The following is an 18607-nucleotide window of genomic DNA, read 5'->3' on the forward strand; positions in this document are numbered from 1 at the left end:
TCTTGAATATAGCAACAAGTGTATAGGATATGTTACGATGATTAAAGAAATGTAAAAGGAACGTATGATGAACTTATTAATCATATAAATAGAAAGAATGAGGTGTGTTTTGTTGAAACCGATTGAACGCATATTACATAAAGCTGTTTCAGGCGGCCGTATCGATATCGATGAGTGTATAACGCTGTTTGAGTCTGATCAAGTTGAAGCAATGGGACATGCTGCTAATCAGATTATGCATAAGCATCACCCTGATCCGATAACAACCTTTGTCATTGGAAGAAATATTAATTACACCAATATATGTGACACTTATTGCAGGTTCTGTGCATTCTATCGTGCTCCAGGCTCTAAGGATGGTTATGTACTTCCCGATGAAGTGATTTTCCAGAAGATCCAAGAAACGCTGGATGTCGGGGGGTCAGAGATCTTGATGCAGGGTGGCACGAATCCGGACTTACCTTTCTCCTATTATACGGATTTACTACGTGCGATTAAGCAACGGTTCAACATTACGATGCATTCCTTCTCTCCTGCTGAAATCGTGAAGATGCAGGAAGTTTCAAATGGTCTCTCACTCGAAGAGGTTATACGTGAGCTTCATGTCGCTGGTCTTGATTCACTTCCTGGTGGAGGCGCAGAAATTCTGGATGACCGTACTCGTCAGCGTATTTCTAGGCTCAAAGGATCATGGCGCGACTGGATGAATGTGATGCAAACCGCACACAAAATCGGCATGAATACAACGGGTACAATGGTCATCGGCTTAGGTGAAACGATGGAAGAGCGAGCATTACATTTGCTTCGTATCCGAGATGCACAGGATGATGTTGCACTTAATGGCTGGAATTCCAAGGGTTTCCTTGCCTTTATTCCATGGACCTTCCAACCCGATAATACTGCACTTGGTGTAGCCCTAAAGAATGAGCGTCAAGGCCCTGAAGCTTATCTCAAGACTTTAGCGATTTCGAGAATTATGCTTGATAATATACCAAACTTCCAATCCTCTTGGGTTACGATGGGGCCAGAAGTTGGTAAATTGTCCTTACAATATGGCTGTAACGATTTTGGCTCGACGATGATGGAAGAGAACGTAGTGTCCGCGGCAGGTACTGCGCATAAGGTGAATATATCCGAAATCCTGCGTCTGATTCGTGAAGCAGGTAAAGTGCCGGCTTTACGCAATACGAAGTATGAGACTCTGCATGTTTATACGGATACAGAGCAAGCGGATAAAGATTTTGTTTTGCAAAATTAAGGCGATTGAGAAGATTAATCGGTGTTTGACGTAAATTTAACTTAGCTTGAATGACAAATATGTACTACACATTATAGTGCACGCACCCTGTTATTCTAGCAAGAAGTAACTAAAATGCTTGTCTATATTAATCCCTACAAGTGGATTAATATAGACAAGCGTTCTTTGTCATTTGGTAGAAATATTCGCGGCAGAAAATAGGCGATATTGTCCGAAAAATACAACTTTTATCATCAAGAATTACTATACGTAACTGACTATTCATGACTTGTACTTTAAATACATTGACATTAAGTGTTCAGAAGGTATTTCAGATGGACTTGTTCAAAGACGAAAATATTTTTGAACTTGGTTAAATCAAGGGCTGATTTGATGGAAGATCTTACAACTACTTTAGTTCGTGAGTGGTTCATCCATAAGCAAAAGCAGTATGCTGTTTACCAAACTCAGTGCGCGGTAGCAAGCGGAATGATCTACAGCTTTTATTGATGATTCAACAAGACAGGAAATACAACTAATTACGACAATTTTTATGGTATAATTATACTATTGCTAATATAGAAAACGGTCAATATTATATAATTTAAGTGTAGAAAGTAGGGAAGGGTAGATTATGTTCAAGCTTGAACACTATCGAAATAAAATTTTAACTATATCTGATAAAGCGAACTACAAATGGAAGATTAATAGAAATGTAGTATTTATTTACTTAGGTTTGTTAGTTGTTATTACTATTGTACTATTATTGTTAGTTTCGTTTGTTTATATGTTTTTTGATAATTCAAATTACAGGTGGTTTTTAGGTTATTTTTACGGTGGATTTTCATTAGCGGCAGTATTATTAATGTTTGCAGATAAGAACGATGTATTAAAAAAGCATTCATTGAATGAAAAATTATTCATATTGGTTTCTTTTTTAGAAGAAGAGTTGAATAAAGATAAAGTTAAACATTTTACAAGAATCAGATTTAATTATATTGTCTCAAGAATAATTCGTAATTTATATATATTGGAACAGCACATGAACAATAGATTTATATTTCTGACTGACAAAAACGAATCTATATTAATAGAAAAGATAATAAATTTCATGCAATTTAATATTCATTTCTTATTAAGACAGAAGAAAGTTGAAGAAATAAATAAAGTTTTACAACTAGTGAACGAGTTATACGCATTATCTACATACAATCAAATAATTTATAGTCCAAATGAAGAGAAACTAAGTAAAGACGTTCAATTTAGATATGAAGAATTAGATAGCCTTTTAGAGGGGATTACTTCCATGGTTGATTCTGATAAAAATGAAAAACCAACAATGATGAATAAAATATCATATATTGTAAAGCGAAGTATTCAGGCAAAATGGTTTAAAGTTGCAATATTTATATTTTTAAATATTAGTATATTTTGTTTAATGGTTTTATATAAAGACATTACCTATATTCCAGCTATTGTGACAGTGATTGCATTTTCATTTGGCGTACTTAGTTTGATGTTGCAAACTAATGGTAACTCAAACAACTAAATAAAATCTATAATTAAATTGATCCTAATGACAAAAATACTATAAACAACTAGATACGAGCACAATTCTGGATAGGTAAAAGAAAGAATCCAAGTGTTTTATATGTCATATTGTCTGGAGATGACTTAATATAAAACAAGAACATATTAAAGAGTTTATTGTCATTTACCAAAAACAACATGCATCTTGTCCATAATGTGGTTGGATATTTTAATGATGCAGAAATTGGATTCGTTTAGTGTGTTCGAGGTAAGAAGAATATATAAATCGATACTTAATCACTTAATTAGATAGAATACTCTAAATGGAACGCTTATCTCATCACTCCTACTACTAGGGCGATGTTAGATAAGCGTTCTTTGTTTTTAATCGTGTTATTCAGTTGGACAACCGCATACAATGTGTACAAAAGGTGGTGTATATGAAGATGTGGAATGAATTCGGAATATCAGCGGACTCACAAAAGATGCTTGAGACATTAATCAAAAGTAACAACAAGCTCAATAATCTGAAGCAACGACTGAGGTACAGTGTAACGGCAAGTATATTTTTCATGGCCCTGTTTGGACTCGCATTTCTGAAGCTTACTCTAATTCCATCCCATGGCGATGTTCTCTATATCCTAAGTGCGTTGACGAATGAAAAGCTTCTACTGACTCTTCTTCTTGCTAGTGTTACATGTGTTATTTATACAAGCAATGTATCCAAGAAGGTCGAATCCATGAAAAAGAAATATGAAGGTCTGAGATCAGAAGTGATTGATAAGCTGTATACTTCCTGGCTCAAAAATACAAGCTCAGAAATTAGAGATCGGATATCCCAAAAAATGAATGAAGAGTATGGCATTAATATGGTATACAAAACGAAACAGTAGTCTTATATGCCCGGTTTGACGAACTGTCCGCGAATTGGTTCAATATCGCCTTTGAGTCGTATACGAATGGACTTCCCGGCTTCTAAATCGGGTGAATTCTGTACTTGGAAATGAATATGAGCCTCACTGGAATTCCCCGAATTTCCGCATAGTCCGATAGGATCCCCTTGTTTAACTTGATCCCCAATCTTGACGGTGGCTGATTGGTGTTTCATATGAGCAACTACGCTGTATTCCTGATTCCCATGGTCGATGATTACATAATTTCCGTAGGGCTCTTGCTCGTTCATTTGGCCTACAGGCACATTATCTTGCACATTCATCTCCACATCGACTACAACCCCGTCCGCAGGAGCAACCACAGGCTTCTCATAAGCATAATAACTCTCATTGACTGCATCATTTCCTTCAAAGGTTTGATTATCTTTCATTACAACAAGATCATATGCGTAACGCTGGCTTTCATAAGGATAATGGTAGTTGAGTATTTCATTTGTCCCACCCCAAAAGGTGAACCATTTCTCCTCGATCGGCATGATGTAAGTATTCTTCGTATAGATTTGATCTGTTTCTCGGAATGTTAGATTCGGCTGAATCATTAAGCCTGAGATTATGCCTGTATGGTCTGCAAAAGCTACGATGCTTTTGGTACCGGTTTGATCAAACCAAATGTATTGTGTTTGGTTCGGATCAAGTGGCAGACTCGTTTGGAATACATATTCGGTTACACCTTCATTAAATTGTTCTCCAAGTGATCGTAAGTCTTGAAGTGATACCTCTTTTTGAAAATCCTCAGACATCTGTCTATAGATACGTTCAAAATCCCCCTGCAAGAAAAACTCGTTCAATTGTTCAATTTCTATTGTCTCGATTGTACTCACTCCTTTTGGCCCACTACAGCTTATAAGTAAACTTAGACTCACGATAGCAATGATCCACTTACTCATTCTCTTCACTGCGCTCATATGGTTAGCCCCCTTTATTTATGTATGTATACTTATCATAGGGTAGTAACTTTACGAGAGCCTTAAGTTGAATCTTACAATTACCTTAATTTTCAGCGATATTCGATTTGCACCGCGATAAGCATGTTATTCTTAGTCATATAAAGCTACTAGGAGAGGATTTCATGGATAACGCACAAATCTTGCTTGTCGACGATGAGCAGGCTATTCTCAAAATGTTAACAATAATTCTTCATAAAGAAGGCTTCAAGCATATAGATACAGCTATTACGGGAGAGCAAGCGATTGCGTCTTGTGAGAGAAAACGTTATGACCTCATTATTCTAGATGTCATGCTCCCTAAGCAAAGTGGCTTTGACATCTGCCCCTTCATACGTAGAACGACGAATGCACCGATTCTTTTCTTGACGGCACGCATGACTGATTTTGATAAATTAACCGGGTTTGCTGTAGGCGGTGATGACTATATTACGAAGCCTTTTAATCCACTAGAGGTTGTCGCGCGCATAAAAGCTCAATTACGTCGATATCTTCCCTCGGAACAGATCGTTACCATTCCTAAAATTTATGATTTTGGAAGATTTACTTTGGATGAGCATGCTGGTGAGCTGCGTGTTGAGGGGAGGCTTGTTGAATGTCCTTCACAGGTATTTGGGCTGTTACTATTCTTCTGCCAAAATCCAAATCGTTTATTTAGTAAAGCACAGCTGTATGAACAGGTATGGGGGGAGCAAAGCATTTCAGATGATAATACAGTGATGGTGCATATCCATCGTATTCGGGAGCGGATTGAGAAAAAATCAAGTGCCCCAGAGTATTTAATAACGGTAAGAGGGCTTGGATATAAGCTTGTTCGAAAAGAGGCTATCCATGAGCGCTAGGAAGCGATTGACAGGACAATTCGTCTGGCAGCTCATAATAGCGGGTGTGCTCATGATCATGCTGATCGTAGGAACCTTCTTTGTTATAGTAAACAAATTATTAGAAGTGGAAATGAACAAAGACTTTGCATCTACTGGCCTTCCGATGCTGATCGAGTCGATAACTCTGAAGGACGGGCAGGTTGTTTTTGATGAGCAACTGCTTGAGAGTGCACGAAAGCAAGGGGGATGGCTGCAAGTACTTAATGAACAAGGTGAGGTAATCTCCTCCTATCATAAGCCAGATGATGTACCGACCTTCTATACAGCAGGGGAACTCGCTTCGTATATAAATGGTCAAATGGAGTTTCCGTATCACTTGTATATTTGGATAGAGCCCAAAGACAATACGATGTATACGTTATTGTATGGCACGCCTAAGGAAAGCATAGACTTGGTGAGTGAGATTAAGCAATCTGCTATTTTACAGAACGGTCATATTGATTTATCACCAGCACTTATCAAGCAAATTCAAGATATGAATGGTTATATACAAGTTCTAGATGCACGCGGATTGGAGATTGCATCACGATTTAAAGCGGCTGATGCACCCGATCATTATACCGTTCAAGAACTAACACTGAGATCGATGTATAGTGAGCGATATCAAAGTAAGCTTTATTTTGAATATGATGCGGAAGCTATGCAGACCTGGCTTTTACATGTTCCTTTGCAAAACGGCGTTAAGTCGAATCCTAGCTTAACACCAGAGCTTGCCATTGTATTTATGGGATTTATTTTTATTATAGTGGTAATCATTGTGATTTTCTTATTTCTGTCTTTGTGGTACGGGAATCGATTTGGCACACCGATCTTACATATGATGAATTGGCTCCGTAATTTAGCTCTGGGGCAATATGAAGAACCGCATGATCTGTCAGGGCGGCCCAAAAGTCAGACAAGAACAGGTAAAATTAGACGAAAATATCGAATGTACGCGGATATTATACAATCTTTGCGGCATCTAACGGATAGTTTGAAGCGTAATGATGAAGTTCGTCTCCAATTAGAGAAGACCAAAGAGGAATGGATCGCAGGAGTCACCCACGATATGAAAACACCACTTTCCTCTATTATGGGTTATGCGCACATGCTTAAAGCTGAGAATTATGAATGGACGAATGAGGAAATACATGAGTTCGCAGCCATCATTAATGATAAAGCGGATTACATGGATCTGCTAATCGCTGATCTCAGTATGACATATCGTCTTCAGAACGATTCGGATGTATTGCATTTTGACAAGGTTGAAATCAATCAATTTGTTCAATTATGTATGGTGCAATTTATGAATGATCCAAACTATGAGACAGCAGAACTTACGCTTGAACAAGCGAGTGAGCCCATTATTTATCCTATCGATACGAATGGATTCAAACGGATCATGATGAATTTGTTAGCGAATGCATTTATTCATAATCCCATTGGGACCAAGGTACAGGTGACCATTTATTATCAGAATAAAGGATTTAGTATTCAATTTCAGGATGATGGTGAGGGCATGGATGAAGAGACAATGAATCAGCTTTTTGAGCGATATTATAGAGGAACGAATACGGAGGGAATCGGGAATGGTACGGGTTTAGGAATGGCTATTGCCAAGCAGCTCGTACTTAAGCATAGGGGTACAATTGAGGTTATAAGTGCTAAGGGCCAAGGAACTCAAATTGATCTGAGTTTTCAATTGTGAGGAACTTGTAATTTAGAAATCATACGTTTGCTTTCTGCCAAATTGTTCGTCGTATATCTGTCGATGCTGAGCCATATACTTAGCTTAAAGCAGAGGAATATCAACGTGAGAGGCAATAGAAAGGAAGTGAGCGTGTGAAGCTATTATCGATCATTGTCAAGCCATCGAAGTCCTATGTGTCTAAATTATGTGAACGAATAACAATTGAACTGGGAAATTTACATAACGGTCGTATGCAGGAAACGATTAATTGCCAATCGTTTGAGCAGTTTGACCAAATAACCATTCATGCAGACTTGTTTAGTAATGATACTGAAGAGATGGATGTTCAAATTTTTGATGCGGTATCCATTGCGCTTGCTCAGCATGTCATTAATGAGGAAACACCTAGCATAATCCAGGATATTATAACCAAAGAATTTCACTATCGTGATCGTGAGGAAATACAGCAAATCAAGCAATATTGTGATCAATTTCTGTGTGGTTCTTGTGAATCAATTCAAGATTTAGAACAATCAAGGGTTCGTCGCGTCCTCAAAATGAGTACACATCTACATCAATATATAATGGAAAATAAGACGATTAATTTAACTGGATTCATTCGTTTTCGTCTAGATGATTATATGGAAGAAATGCGTGAAATCGTGGAATACGCGATTGATGAGTTTATGATGGAGCGTCAATACAAGGAATTTATTGCGTTGCTTAAATACTTTGTCTATATCCAAGAATCCAAAATTTCAGGCGTACATTTGCTCCATAAAGGGGGGCATGAATTTACGATTCTTAATGAGATGATGCAGCCAGTAGATGCCAATCGATTTGAATCTACGCTTACAACGGAGTTTCTGGAGAAAGATATGAATTTTGAGGATATGATCGTCTCCACACTAATTACTGTATCACCTGCGAATATTTATATTCATACCAAAGAACCTGAACTTCCCATTATAAAAACAATTATGCAGATTTTTGAAGATCGGACGGAATTGTGCTCCCATTGCCCAGTCTGTCATGGCTTTTTTGGAGAGATCCTACAATATTGACAAGTACTGCTCATCCGTTATAAAGTAAGTAATACAGGCAATAATCAAAGATATGAATTCCTTGACGTTAGCTGCTCAGAGATAGGAGACATTAGGCTGTAAGCTCCTACTGCATCGCATGGAATTTACCCCTTTGTAGCCGCACTATGGAATACGCGAGTTAAGATCAGCGTTAGTATAGAGTGCCGGGTTCATTCACGTTAACGAATGTTTTAATGAGGATTTGTATATCTATGACAGATCAAAATTAGGGTGGAACCACGAGCTAAGCGCACTCGTCCCTTTATGGGATGAATACTGCGCTTTTTATTATGTTTATATATGTGTATAGGAGGAAGTAAAATGACAATCAAGGTTAAATTACCTGATGGAGCAGTAAGAGAATACGAGCAAGGTACAACAATTGAAGGTGTGGCAGAGTCGATCTCCACAGGCCTACGCAAGAATGCAATTGCTGGAAAAGTCGATGGCAAGCCAGTTGATTTGAGCTATATACTCATGAATGACGCTGATCTTGAAATTCTGACAGTTGATTCCGAAGCGGGACTTGAAGTATATCGTCACTCTACAGCGCATTTACTTGCACAAGCTTTGAAGCGAATTTATGGTGACCGTAATGTGAAGCTAGGGATTGGTCCTGTTATTGAAGACGGTTTCTATTATGACATTGATATGGAGACATCCATTACTCCAGAGGACTTGCCAAAGATTGAGAAAATGATGGAGCGTATTATTGGGGAGAACTTGCCGATCACAAACCGCGTTGTTTCTAAAGAAGAAGCACTTGCGATTTACACTGAGCTTGAAGATCCACTTAAGCTTGATCTGATTAAGGATTTTTCAGACGATGCTACCATTACAATCTATACACAAGGAGAATTCTTCGATCTATGTCGTGGACCGCATTTGCCGTCTACTGGCCGCATTAAAGCCTTTAAATTGCTAAGTATTGCAGGTGCATATTGGAGAGGCGATTCCAAGAATAAAATGCTACAACGTATTTATGGAACAGCTTTCCCTAAGAAAGCGCAGCTGGACGAGCATTTGGTACTACTTGAAGAAGCGAAGAAACGTGATCATCGTAAACTGGGTAGAGAGCTTAAAATGTTTACTTTCTCACGTGAAGTTGGACAAGGCTTGCCTATGTGGTTACCTAATGGTGCAACAGTTCGTCGTACATTAGAAAGATATATCGTTGATCTTGAGGAAAGATTAGGCTATTCTCACGTTTATACACCTGTGCTTGCTAATGTTGAACTCTACAAAACATCAGGTCACTGGGATCACTATAAAGAGGATATGTTCCCTCCAATGGCACTTGATAACGAAGAGCTTGTCCTTCGTCCGATGAACTGTCCACATCATATGATGGTGTTTAAGAGCGATATGCGTTCGTATCGTGATCTACCAGTGCGTATTGCTGAGCTTGGTATGATGCATCGTTATGAAATGTCTGGTGCATTGACAGGTCTTCACCGTGTTCGTGCAATGACACTCAATGATGCCCATATTTTCTGTCGCCCAGATCAAATTAAAGAAGAATTCGGACGTGTTGTTCATTTAATTCAGCAGGTATATGCAGACTTTGGAATCACTGATTACCGTTTCCGGTTGTCTTATCGTGATCCTAAGGATACAGAAAAGTATTTCCCGAACGACGCTATGTGGGAAATGTCTCAACGTATGCTTCGTGAAGTTGTAGAAGAAATGGGAATTCCATTCTACGAAGCTGAAGGTGAAGCAGCTTTCTACGGTCCTAAGCTAGATGTTCAAATTAAAACAGCTCTGAAGAAAGAAGAAACGCTGTCGACTGCACAGCTTGATTTCTTGCTTCCTGATCGCTTTGAACTTGAATATGTTGGCGAAGATGGACAGAAGCATCGCCCTGTTGTTATCCACCGCGGAATTATTTCGACAATGGAACGCATGATGGCTTACCTGCTTGAGAACTATGCGGGTGCTTTACCTACTTGGCTCTCACCAGTTCAAGCTAAGGTCATCCCTGTATCACCTAACTACGAAGCTTACGCTCGTGAGGTAGCAGAGCGACTTCAAGGATCTGGTATTCGCACTGAATATGATATTCGTAACGAAAAGCTCGGATACAAAATTCGTGAAGCACAGCTTGAAAAGATCCCATACATGCTTGTTGTGGGAGAGAATGAGATGAATAGTGGCACTTTCTCTGTTCGTAAGCGTGGCGAAGGAGATATCGGCGTTCATACAATCGAAGCAGTAGTTGAGATGATTACCACTGATATTACTCGCAAGGGCAGAGTAGAAGCTTAAGTTAAACAAGTTATATAATTTCAGAACAACCCTTAATTCCAACAATTGGATTTAAGGGTTGTTTATTTTATCTCTCATATGGGTACACTCCATTAGTAGGGGGAGATATAACCATATGTTAAATAAACTATTGAGTCATTCGAAATGGGTAAGTGCGTGGGTTTTTATTCAGATTGTGTTTATGATCACCGGATCAAACCAATTAGATGGTCCAAAAGTAGAAAATACGAGTGTAATAAATGCATGGCCGCATAAATCAGCAGTTCAGTTGACACGGAGTCAAATGAGCCTTGATCCAGCTCCTTTACATCAACCGCAAGTCGTACATGAGCTTCCTGAGCCGGAATCTGAACCAGTTCAAGAAAGCTATAAGTATAAGCCTGATCTAGGTCATGATTTACAAAAATATGTACCTGTAGAAGTTGTGGCCACTGGTTATTATGCTGGCAAAGAATCAACTGGTAAAGATAAGAATCATCCAGAGTATGGCGTTACCTATTCTGGGGTTAAGGTCGTGAGGGATGTAAATTCCTTCTCCACGATAGCTGCGGATCCTAAGGTATTTCCGATCGGGAGTATACTCTACATTCCAGGTTATGGTTATGGTATTGTCGCAGATACCGGTAGTGCGATTAAAGGGAAGAAAATTGATTTATATTTCGAAACCAAAGATCAGGTCTATAAAGAATGGGGTAAGAAGAAGCTGAATATTTTTCTAGTCAAGAAAGGCGTAGGTAAGCTTAATAAGACCATTTGGAATGAATCTAAAATTGAGTTATTCCCTGTTGCACATAATCAGAAGCAACCAGCTCACAGGGTGAATGGAAATACTATGTGATGCAAATGCTAAGCTTACAGCAAAAACAAATCGCAAAATGAGCAAAATCAAAAATAGAAGATGTAAACAGTAGAGACATCATGTATAGCTCTCTGCCAAACTAGAAAGAGGGGGCAACCCCTCTTTCTAACTTTTTAACTGTCATTTACCCAATTTTAATGTGTATTTAAGGTTGATAGACGATTATATATACATAGCTTGTTATACTTAATTAAATAAACAGATATAGTTATTTAAACGGAGGGGAAAATTAATGACTGATAACAATCGTAATGATTATAGTGATTTTTTCAAAGACAACATGAATGAGGCAGAGCCAACAAATGATAATGGTGGTAGAGAGAAGGAGAATGTGTCTTCTAATCAACCGGATGAGTCAACTTATTATGCATACGGCCCATACAGGAATCAGGTTGAACCAAGTGAAACTAAACAGCCAAATCAACCAATAGATGTGACACCTGTATATTCACATATAGATGGAAATCCAACTAGTGATATTACGCCACCTAAACCTTTACGCACAATTACTTATGGGGATGAGAGAGGCAAAATTCCATTTACACCGGCTTCACCTGGATCTGGTAACGGAGGATCTTGGACAACACCACCGAAGAAGAAATCTAATTTCAAAGGATACTTTGCCGCTTTTGCCGCTGGCGTCATTCTGGTAGGTGGTCTTATGGCGACAGCTGATTATAATAATTGGTTCACTAAAGGCGGCACACTTGCATCAAGCGGCAACAAGATCACTCAAGGAACGGATGCAAACAAGAATGGGACTAGTTCCAATGCGACTCAATCATCGTTTGATACAGCTAGACCTGATATTTCAGGGATAGTAGATCAATCATCTAAAGCTGTCGTTCTCGTTGAGAGTCTGGTTAAGAAGAGCAGTTCATCTCAAGGAAATAGTAATAGTCCACTTAACGATGAGTGGTTTAGACAGTTTTTTGGAGATAGTTCTGGTAGCGAAGCTCCTAAGACGAATCAAGATAAAAATACTGGAGAATTGCAAAAGCAGGGTATGGGAACTGGATTTATTTTTGAGGATTCTGGCTATATTTTAACTAATCAACACGTTATTGATGGTGCAGATCAGGTTAAGGTTACAGTGGAAGGCTATGATAAACCTTTCGTTGCTAAAGTTCTAGGAACTTCATATGAGCTAGATCTTGCTTGTTTAAAGATTGAAGGTCCGGAGAAATTCCCGATCCTTCCTCTTGGGAACGCAGATGAAGTAAAGGTAGGCGACTGGGTTGTAGCGATTGGTAATCCATATGGATTCGATCATACTGTCACAGTTGGTGTACTTAGCGCCAAAGGTCGTCCAATTTCCATTCCAGATACTAAGGGTACACGTAATTATGAGAACTTGTTCCAAACAGATGCTTCCATTAACCCAGGGAACTCGGGTGGTCCCTTACTCAACATGCGAGGCGAAGTGATTGGGATTAACACAGCGGTTAGCTCTCAAGCACAAGGCATTGGATTTGCGATTCCATCATCTACTGTCTCAAAGGTTGTGGATAATCTGAAGAATAACGTTGAAATTCCAAAGACACCTAGCCCATATATTGGTGTACAGCCTACAGATATTGATAAAGACTGGGTTACTGAGCTTAAGTTGAAAAATACAGAAGGTGCGTTTATGCAGGGTGTTGAGCGCAAGAGCCCTGCATTTGCAGCTGGTATTCGCCAATATGATGTGGTTGTAGATATCGGAGGCAAAAGTGTTAAGAATGCACAGGAATTACGCGATATCATTCTAACGCATAAGGTTGGAGATAAGGTTAAGTTTGGTATTATGCGTGATGGTGAGAAACTTGAATTAACGGTTACGATTGGTGATCGTAATGAGTACGTGCAATCCCCAAATTAATCACATACTGGGATTATGCTAAGTAGCGATTCATTTGGCATATCGATGATGGGAAAAGCAAGGTATGAAGGGAATCGGGTTCCCTTTGTGCTTTGCTTCTTCTGCTTTCATTCAACAAGTATTTCCACAGAGTAGGTATTTCTAGTAAAATAGGTTGAAGAGGTGAGGCAATATGAGGGAAACAATTATTGTAATAGACGACGATGATAAAATTACATCCATGCTTAAACGTGCACTTGCTTTTGAAGGATACACCGTTACAACAGCTGGAAATGGAGCAGATGGATTGAAAGTTATGCTGACACAAGATCCTGACCTCATTATTCTTGATGTTATGATGCCACAGATTGATGGCTTAGAAGTATGCCGGAGGATTCGGGAAAGTGGGAGCCAAGTTCCCATTATGATGTTAACAGCCAAAGATGAAATTAGTGATCGTGTGCGTGGTCTAGACTTAGGAGCAGATGATTATCTTGTTAAGCCCTTCGCACTTGAAGAGTTATTAGCACGAGTTCGTGTACTGCTCAGAAGACGCAGCGAAGCAACTGTTAAGCAGGATACCATTCTAACCTATGAGGACTTGATCCTAAATGTTGAATCTCGAGAAGTTGTCCGTGATCAACATTCTATTGAGCTAACCGCCAAAGAGTTTGATCTCTTGCATTTTCTATTGCAAAATCCGAATCGCGTGTTATCAAAAGATATACTGATGGAGAAAATTTGGGGATATGACTTTAGTGGAGAATCTAATGTGCTTGAGGTTTACATAGCACTGTTAAGACAAAAAATGGAGGAACACGGCCACACACGCATCATCCAAACTGTTCGCGGAGCGGGGTATGTGCTTAGGGGGGAATCATGACGTTATGTCGATTCGACTTCGTTTAACACTGTGGTACTCCAATATTCTAGCGATTACATTACTGCTGTTCGGTGTAGGTCTTTATTACTTTTTGAACATGAGTATTTATCAGGAACTCAAGAAGGATGTAAGTACTCGAACACATGAAGTATACAATCGGGTCGAAACTAATGCATGGTTAACTCTTAAGGGGTTAAATATCAAGCTACAGCTAGGAGAACGCGACCGTTACTCTAACATGGACTACCAAGTTAATAATTTTACGAATAACAATAAGAGTCGTTCTTCACGACTGGAGGAAGCTGGCTTATATATACCGGTCACAGAATCGATGAAGAAAAAAGCAGATCAGCAGCAAATGTTTTTTGAAGAAGTCCCTCTCGGCAATGATATTTTGTTAACTTATAACATCCCGTTTGTAGCAACAGGAGAAAATGGGAGTTCCGCGACGATTGGACTGCTGCAAGGTGCGATTTCTGTTGGTATGTATAAACGTTTCTTTGATTTGTTAACTTATATGCTATTCTTTCTTGCTTTAGTATCGGTCATACTCGCTGCAACTTTTGGCTGGTTCCTATCTAGAAAGGCACTTCAGCCTATTGAACAAATTATCAAATCAGCTGATCAGATTGGCAAAGGCTCTGATTTGGATAAGCGAATTGCATATACGGGGCCTCCAGATGAAATCGGGCGATTAACCGAAACGATTAATAGCATGTTAGCGCGAATTCAAATAGTTTATTCTGAACTAGAGGAAGCTTATGGTACACAGCGTAGGTTCGTCTCGGATGCTTCACACGAGCTAAGAACTCCGCTTACAACCATTCGGGGAAATGTAGATTTACTTGAGAAAATGTGGCGACAAAATCTGAATAATACGCAAGCGATACAATCGGGTGATCATAACCAGTCGAAGGGAATTTATATTCAAGATCCAGAGCAAATGCAAATGTCATTAGAGGCGATGCAAGATATTGCCGGAGAAGCCAGACGAATGAGCCAATTAGTTAATGATTTGCTTGCACTTGCAAGAGCCGATGCCGGCTTCAGAATGGAACTAAAGCCGCTTGAGCTCAGACCATTAGTAGAAGAAGTAGCTCGCAAGATTCAATTCCTGCCTCATACAGCTAGTTGGCATGTAGGTAATCTAGATGCACTAGATCAGGATAAATTCGTAATGGGAAACAATGATTATTTGCAACAGATGCTGATGATTTTCATTGAGAATGCATTCAAATATACGACTGAAGGTACAGTTGAGTTAGATGCTTTACTAGGTAATGGACAGATAGGAATTCGTATTTCAGATACCGGTATTGGGATGGATAAGGCCGAGGTCCCTCTAATATTCGAACGTTTCTATCGAGCAGATCTCTCAAGGGGAGTAACAGGGGGGACAGGCTTAGGTCTATCAATAGCGAAGTGGATTATTGATGAACATGGCGGGTCAGTGGAGGTCATTACTCGAAAAGATGAAGGTAGCAGGTTTATCGTGTGGCTACCACTTTCGAATCTAACGAAGAATCAAACGAAGGAAATTGATAACATTATGTAAGATGTACAGTAGTTGCTCCTAGCTAATATTCCTCATGTAAGCTATAATTAAATGGTTAATATATATACAAGATTTGTACTAAGGAGTGGTTCGAATGGAAGTCATTAAGATTTCTCCTAGAGGTTATTGCTACGGAGTAGTTGATGCAATGGCCATAGCGATGCAGACAGCTAGAAACTTAAATTTACCACGTCCCATTTATATATTAGGTATGATCGTGCACAATGCACATGTGACAGAGTTTTTTGAGAATGAAGAAGGCATCATTACGTTAGATGGACCCAATCGTTTGGAAATTCTGGAGAAGGTCGATAAAGGAACGGTTATTTTTACCGCTCACGGAATTTCACCGGAAGTACGTGTGCGTGCTCGTGAGAAGGGCTTGACTGTCGTAGATGCGACTTGCCCAGACGTTACAAGAACACATGATTTGATTCGTGAGAAGGTAGCGTTAGGATATGAAGTCATCTATATTGGCAAAAAAGGTCATCCTGAGCCAGAGGGAGCAGTAGGCGTTGCGCCTGATCATGTTTATTTGATTGAGCATGTTGAGGAAGTGGAAGCACTGCAATTGAAGCCAGGTCGTATTCTAATTACGAACCAGACAACAATGAGTCAATGGGATATTAAACATACAATGAATAGACTGCTTGAACGCTTTCCAAATGCTGAGATTCATAACGAAATTTGCCAAGCGACTCAAGTCAGACAAGAAGCTGTAGCAGAACAAGCGAAGGAAGCTGATCTTGTGATCGTCGTCGGCGATCCTAAGAGTAATAATTCGAATCGACTCGCTCAAGTATCAGAAGAGGTCGCAGGTGTTAGAGCCTATCGTGTCGCTGATGTGACGGAAATCGATCCGAAGTGGTTATTGAACGTTCGTAAAGTTGCAGTCACTTCGGGCGCCTCTACACCAACACCGATTACGAAAGAAATCATTACGAATCTAGAAAATTTTGATCCACAGGATGAAAATTCCTGGCAGGTTGTACGTTCTATAAACATGAAAAAGCTTATTCCTACTGCTAAACAAGCCAAAACGGCTACAAAGTAGGTCTCATGAATAGTAGTTATTAGGCATCTGAATAGTAATAAGATAAAGGACTCAGCAGAAATAGTTTCTGCTGAGTTTTTTTGCGTGAATCAATTTCATAACTTACCTGAATCCATTTTATATCGTCTAGCTCAAAAGATTGTTATAGTGTTTGACTAAATGTCATTAAGTGAGTAATATAAACTTTAATATATAAAAGCTTAAAAGCGAAGACGCACTGAAGTTGACTGGAGGAAAATTATAATGATCGTAATTACATCAGCAGGTTTGCAAGAAGAGCGTTTAAATGAAATTGTTCAATTCATTGAGAAGCATGAGGTTAATACGCATGTTGTTAGAGGCGAAGATCGAATTGTCATTGGTATCATTGGTAAAGCAGATCCTAAGTTAGCAGAACAATTGCGTCAAATGAAAGGTGTTACTGAAGTTGTGAAAATATCTAAGTCATATAAACTTGCATCAAGAGAGTTTCAGTCTGCGAATACAGTTATTTCGATCAAGGGTGTCGATATTGGTGGCGATCAGCTAGTTGTAATGGGTGGTCCTTGTGCAGTTGAAACTGCTGAGCAAATCGATGAAATAGCAAGACTTGTCAAAGCTGCGGGTGCTCAGGTTCTACGCGGTGGCGCATTTAAGCCTAGAACAGGTCCATACAGCTTCCAAGGAACTGGTGTTGAAGGGCTTGAAATGATGGCAAGAGCAGGCGAGAAGCATGGTATTCTAACCATTACAGAGGTTATGACACCGGAATATGTAGATGTATGTGCTGAATACGCTGATATCTTGCAAGTTGGTACACGTAATATGCAGAACTTTGATCTTCTTCGTAAGCTTGGGTCCATTCAGACTCCCGTTCTGCTCAAGCGTGGCTTTAGTGCTACGTACGATGAGTTCCTGAACGCAGCAGAATACATCTTAGCTGGCGGAAATCCCAATGTAATGCTCTGTGAACGCGGGATACGTACATTTGAGACGTATACACGTAATACACTTGATCTTGCTGCTATACCAGTACTACAATCGCTAAGCCACTTGCCTGTCATCTCTGACCCAAGTCACGGGACAGGACGTAGAGAATTGGTTGAGCCAATGGCTAAAGCATCTGTTGCGGCTGGCGCTAACGGCTTAATTATCGAAATGCATACAGACCCTGATAATTCTATGACTGGTGATGGTGTACAGTCTTTATTCCCAGATCAATTTGCAAATCTTATGGTTGATCTTGAGAAGCTTGCTCCGCTATGCGGCAAAAAATTCGATACACCTAAACTAGTGCTGAATGTATAGGTCAATGATTTAGGTAAAGAAAAAGCGCACCTATAATTATGCAGGTGCGCTATTTATTTATTTATGTAATTATTTATTTAAGCATTAAATGCTGTTAACATCCAAACATGTTTTTCTAATTCTGAATGGATAGCAAGTAGTGCATCTGCAGTTGTTTCATCGTTAGATTCTTGTGCGAGATCCATTCCCACTTTCAGTTCAGCGATTATAGTGGAATAATCTTCGATTAGGGTTTGAACCATTTGTGCAGCTGATTCATTACCAGTAGCCTCTTTAATGCTAGCTACTTGTAAGTAATCCGACATTTTGGCAATTGGTTTACCACCAAGAGCAAGTACGCGTTCAGCAAGGTCATCGATATGTAATCCTGCCTCGTTGTAGAATTCTTCAAATTTCACATGTAAGGTAAAGAAATGTGGGCCTTGTACATTCCAATGGTAATTATGTAGCTTAACATAAAGCACATTCCAATTGGCCACTTGTTTGTTCAATACTTCAGTGATCTGAGTTGACATAATAAAACATCCTCCTTTAATTGAACTATGTTCAATTTTACCAC

At 39.3% G+C, this 18607-nt stretch carries 15 protein-coding genes; 13 read left to right on the forward strand and 2 right to left on the reverse strand.

Features of this window, described 5'->3' with window-relative positions; all coding sequences use genetic code 11:
* Nucleotides 1-112 precede the first annotated feature (112 nt).
* The 3 genes from mqnC to AC1DOK_RS09360 all read left to right on the forward strand — a co-directional run bounded on the left by mqnC (nucleotide 113) and on the right by AC1DOK_RS09360 (nucleotide 3660).
* Nucleotides 113-1258 (forward strand): cyclic dehypoxanthinyl futalosine synthase, encoded by a 1146-nt coding sequence (gene mqnC / locus AC1DOK_RS09350; RefSeq protein ID WP_477553983.1) that lies wholly within the window; start codon nucleotides 113-115, stop codon nucleotides 1256-1258.
* A gap of 613 nt (nucleotides 1259-1871) precedes the next feature.
* Nucleotides 1872-2786 carry a hypothetical protein gene (locus AC1DOK_RS09355; protein WP_477553984.1) on the forward strand — a complete coding sequence of 305 codons (915 nt, stop codon included), beginning with the start codon at nucleotides 1872-1874 and terminating at the stop codon, nucleotides 2784-2786.
* 421 nt (nucleotides 2787-3207) lie between these two features.
* Nucleotides 3208-3660, forward strand: coding sequence for a DUF2663 family protein (locus tag AC1DOK_RS09360; protein ID WP_477553985.1), 453 nt, complete (start codon nucleotides 3208-3210; stop codon nucleotides 3658-3660).
* A 2-nt stretch (nucleotides 3661-3662) separates the two neighbouring features.
* On the opposite strand, the gene AC1DOK_RS09365 is transcribed toward AC1DOK_RS09360, so the two are convergent.
* Nucleotides 3663-4625 carry a peptidoglycan DD-metalloendopeptidase family protein gene (locus AC1DOK_RS09365; protein WP_477553986.1) on the reverse strand — a complete coding sequence of 321 codons (963 nt, stop codon included), beginning with the start codon at nucleotides 4623-4625 and terminating at the stop codon, nucleotides 3663-3665.
* 164 nt (nucleotides 4626-4789) lie between these two features.
* On the opposite strand from AC1DOK_RS09365, the gene AC1DOK_RS09370 reads away from it, so the two are divergent.
* From AC1DOK_RS09370 to aroF, 10 genes are all read left to right on the forward strand, one after another.
* A complete protein-coding gene (locus AC1DOK_RS09370; protein ID WP_477553987.1) occupies nucleotides 4790-5506 on the forward strand; it encodes a response regulator transcription factor in 717 nt (238 codons plus the stop codon).
* Complete coding sequence (locus tag AC1DOK_RS09375) at nucleotides 5496-7235, forward strand: sensor histidine kinase (RefSeq protein ID WP_477553988.1); 1740 nt, start codon at nucleotides 5496-5498, stop codon at nucleotides 7233-7235. Before AC1DOK_RS09370 ends, AC1DOK_RS09375 begins: the two co-directional genes overlap by 11 nt.
* Before the next feature lie 134 nt (nucleotides 7236-7369).
* Complete coding sequence (gene ytxC / locus AC1DOK_RS09380; protein ID WP_477553989.1) at nucleotides 7370-8281, forward strand: sporulation protein YtxC; 912 nt, start codon at nucleotides 7370-7372, stop codon at nucleotides 8279-8281.
* Nucleotides 8282-8623: 342 nt separating this feature from the next.
* Complete coding sequence (thrS, locus tag AC1DOK_RS09385; protein ID WP_477553990.1) at nucleotides 8624-10570, forward strand: threonine--tRNA ligase; 1947 nt, start codon at nucleotides 8624-8626, stop codon at nucleotides 10568-10570.
* Nucleotides 10571-10685: 115 nt separating this feature from the next.
* A complete protein-coding gene (locus AC1DOK_RS09390) occupies nucleotides 10686-11408 on the forward strand; it encodes a 3D domain-containing protein (protein ID WP_477553991.1) in 723 nt (240 codons plus the stop codon).
* Between the two features lie 253 nt (nucleotides 11409-11661).
* The gene (locus AC1DOK_RS09395) at nucleotides 11662-13290 is read left to right on the forward strand and encodes a S1C family serine protease (RefSeq protein ID WP_477553992.1); all 1629 of its coding nucleotides are present in this window, start codon (nucleotides 11662-11664) and stop codon (nucleotides 13288-13290) included.
* A 172-nt stretch (nucleotides 13291-13462) separates the two neighbouring features.
* Nucleotides 13463-14152: a response regulator transcription factor gene (locus tag AC1DOK_RS09400; protein WP_477553993.1), complete on the forward strand. Its 690-nt coding sequence runs from the start codon at nucleotides 13463-13465 to the stop codon at nucleotides 14150-14152.
* Nucleotides 14153-14156: 4 nt separating this feature from the next.
* On the forward strand, nucleotides 14157-15707 hold the full coding sequence (locus tag AC1DOK_RS09405) for a sensor histidine kinase (RefSeq protein ID WP_477553994.1): 1551 nt from the start codon (nucleotides 14157-14159) through the stop codon (nucleotides 15705-15707).
* A gap of 94 nt (nucleotides 15708-15801) precedes the next feature.
* Nucleotides 15802-16761, forward strand: a complete 960-nt coding sequence (locus tag AC1DOK_RS09410; RefSeq protein WP_477553995.1) for a 4-hydroxy-3-methylbut-2-enyl diphosphate reductase — start codon at nucleotides 15802-15804, stop codon at nucleotides 16759-16761.
* A gap of 243 nt (nucleotides 16762-17004) precedes the next feature.
* Nucleotides 17005-18048: a 3-deoxy-7-phosphoheptulonate synthase gene (gene aroF, locus AC1DOK_RS09415; protein ID WP_477553996.1), complete on the forward strand. Its 1044-nt coding sequence runs from the start codon at nucleotides 17005-17007 to the stop codon at nucleotides 18046-18048.
* A 77-nt stretch (nucleotides 18049-18125) separates the two neighbouring features.
* Here the strand turns inward: aroF and AC1DOK_RS09420 are convergent, their stop codons facing one another.
* On the reverse strand, nucleotides 18126-18563 hold the full coding sequence (locus AC1DOK_RS09420; protein ID WP_477553997.1) for a Dps family protein: 438 nt from the start codon (nucleotides 18561-18563) through the stop codon (nucleotides 18126-18128).
* Between the last annotated feature and the right edge of the window lie 44 nt (nucleotides 18564-18607).

The organism is Paenibacillus sp. P5_B5, assembly GCF_056400365.1.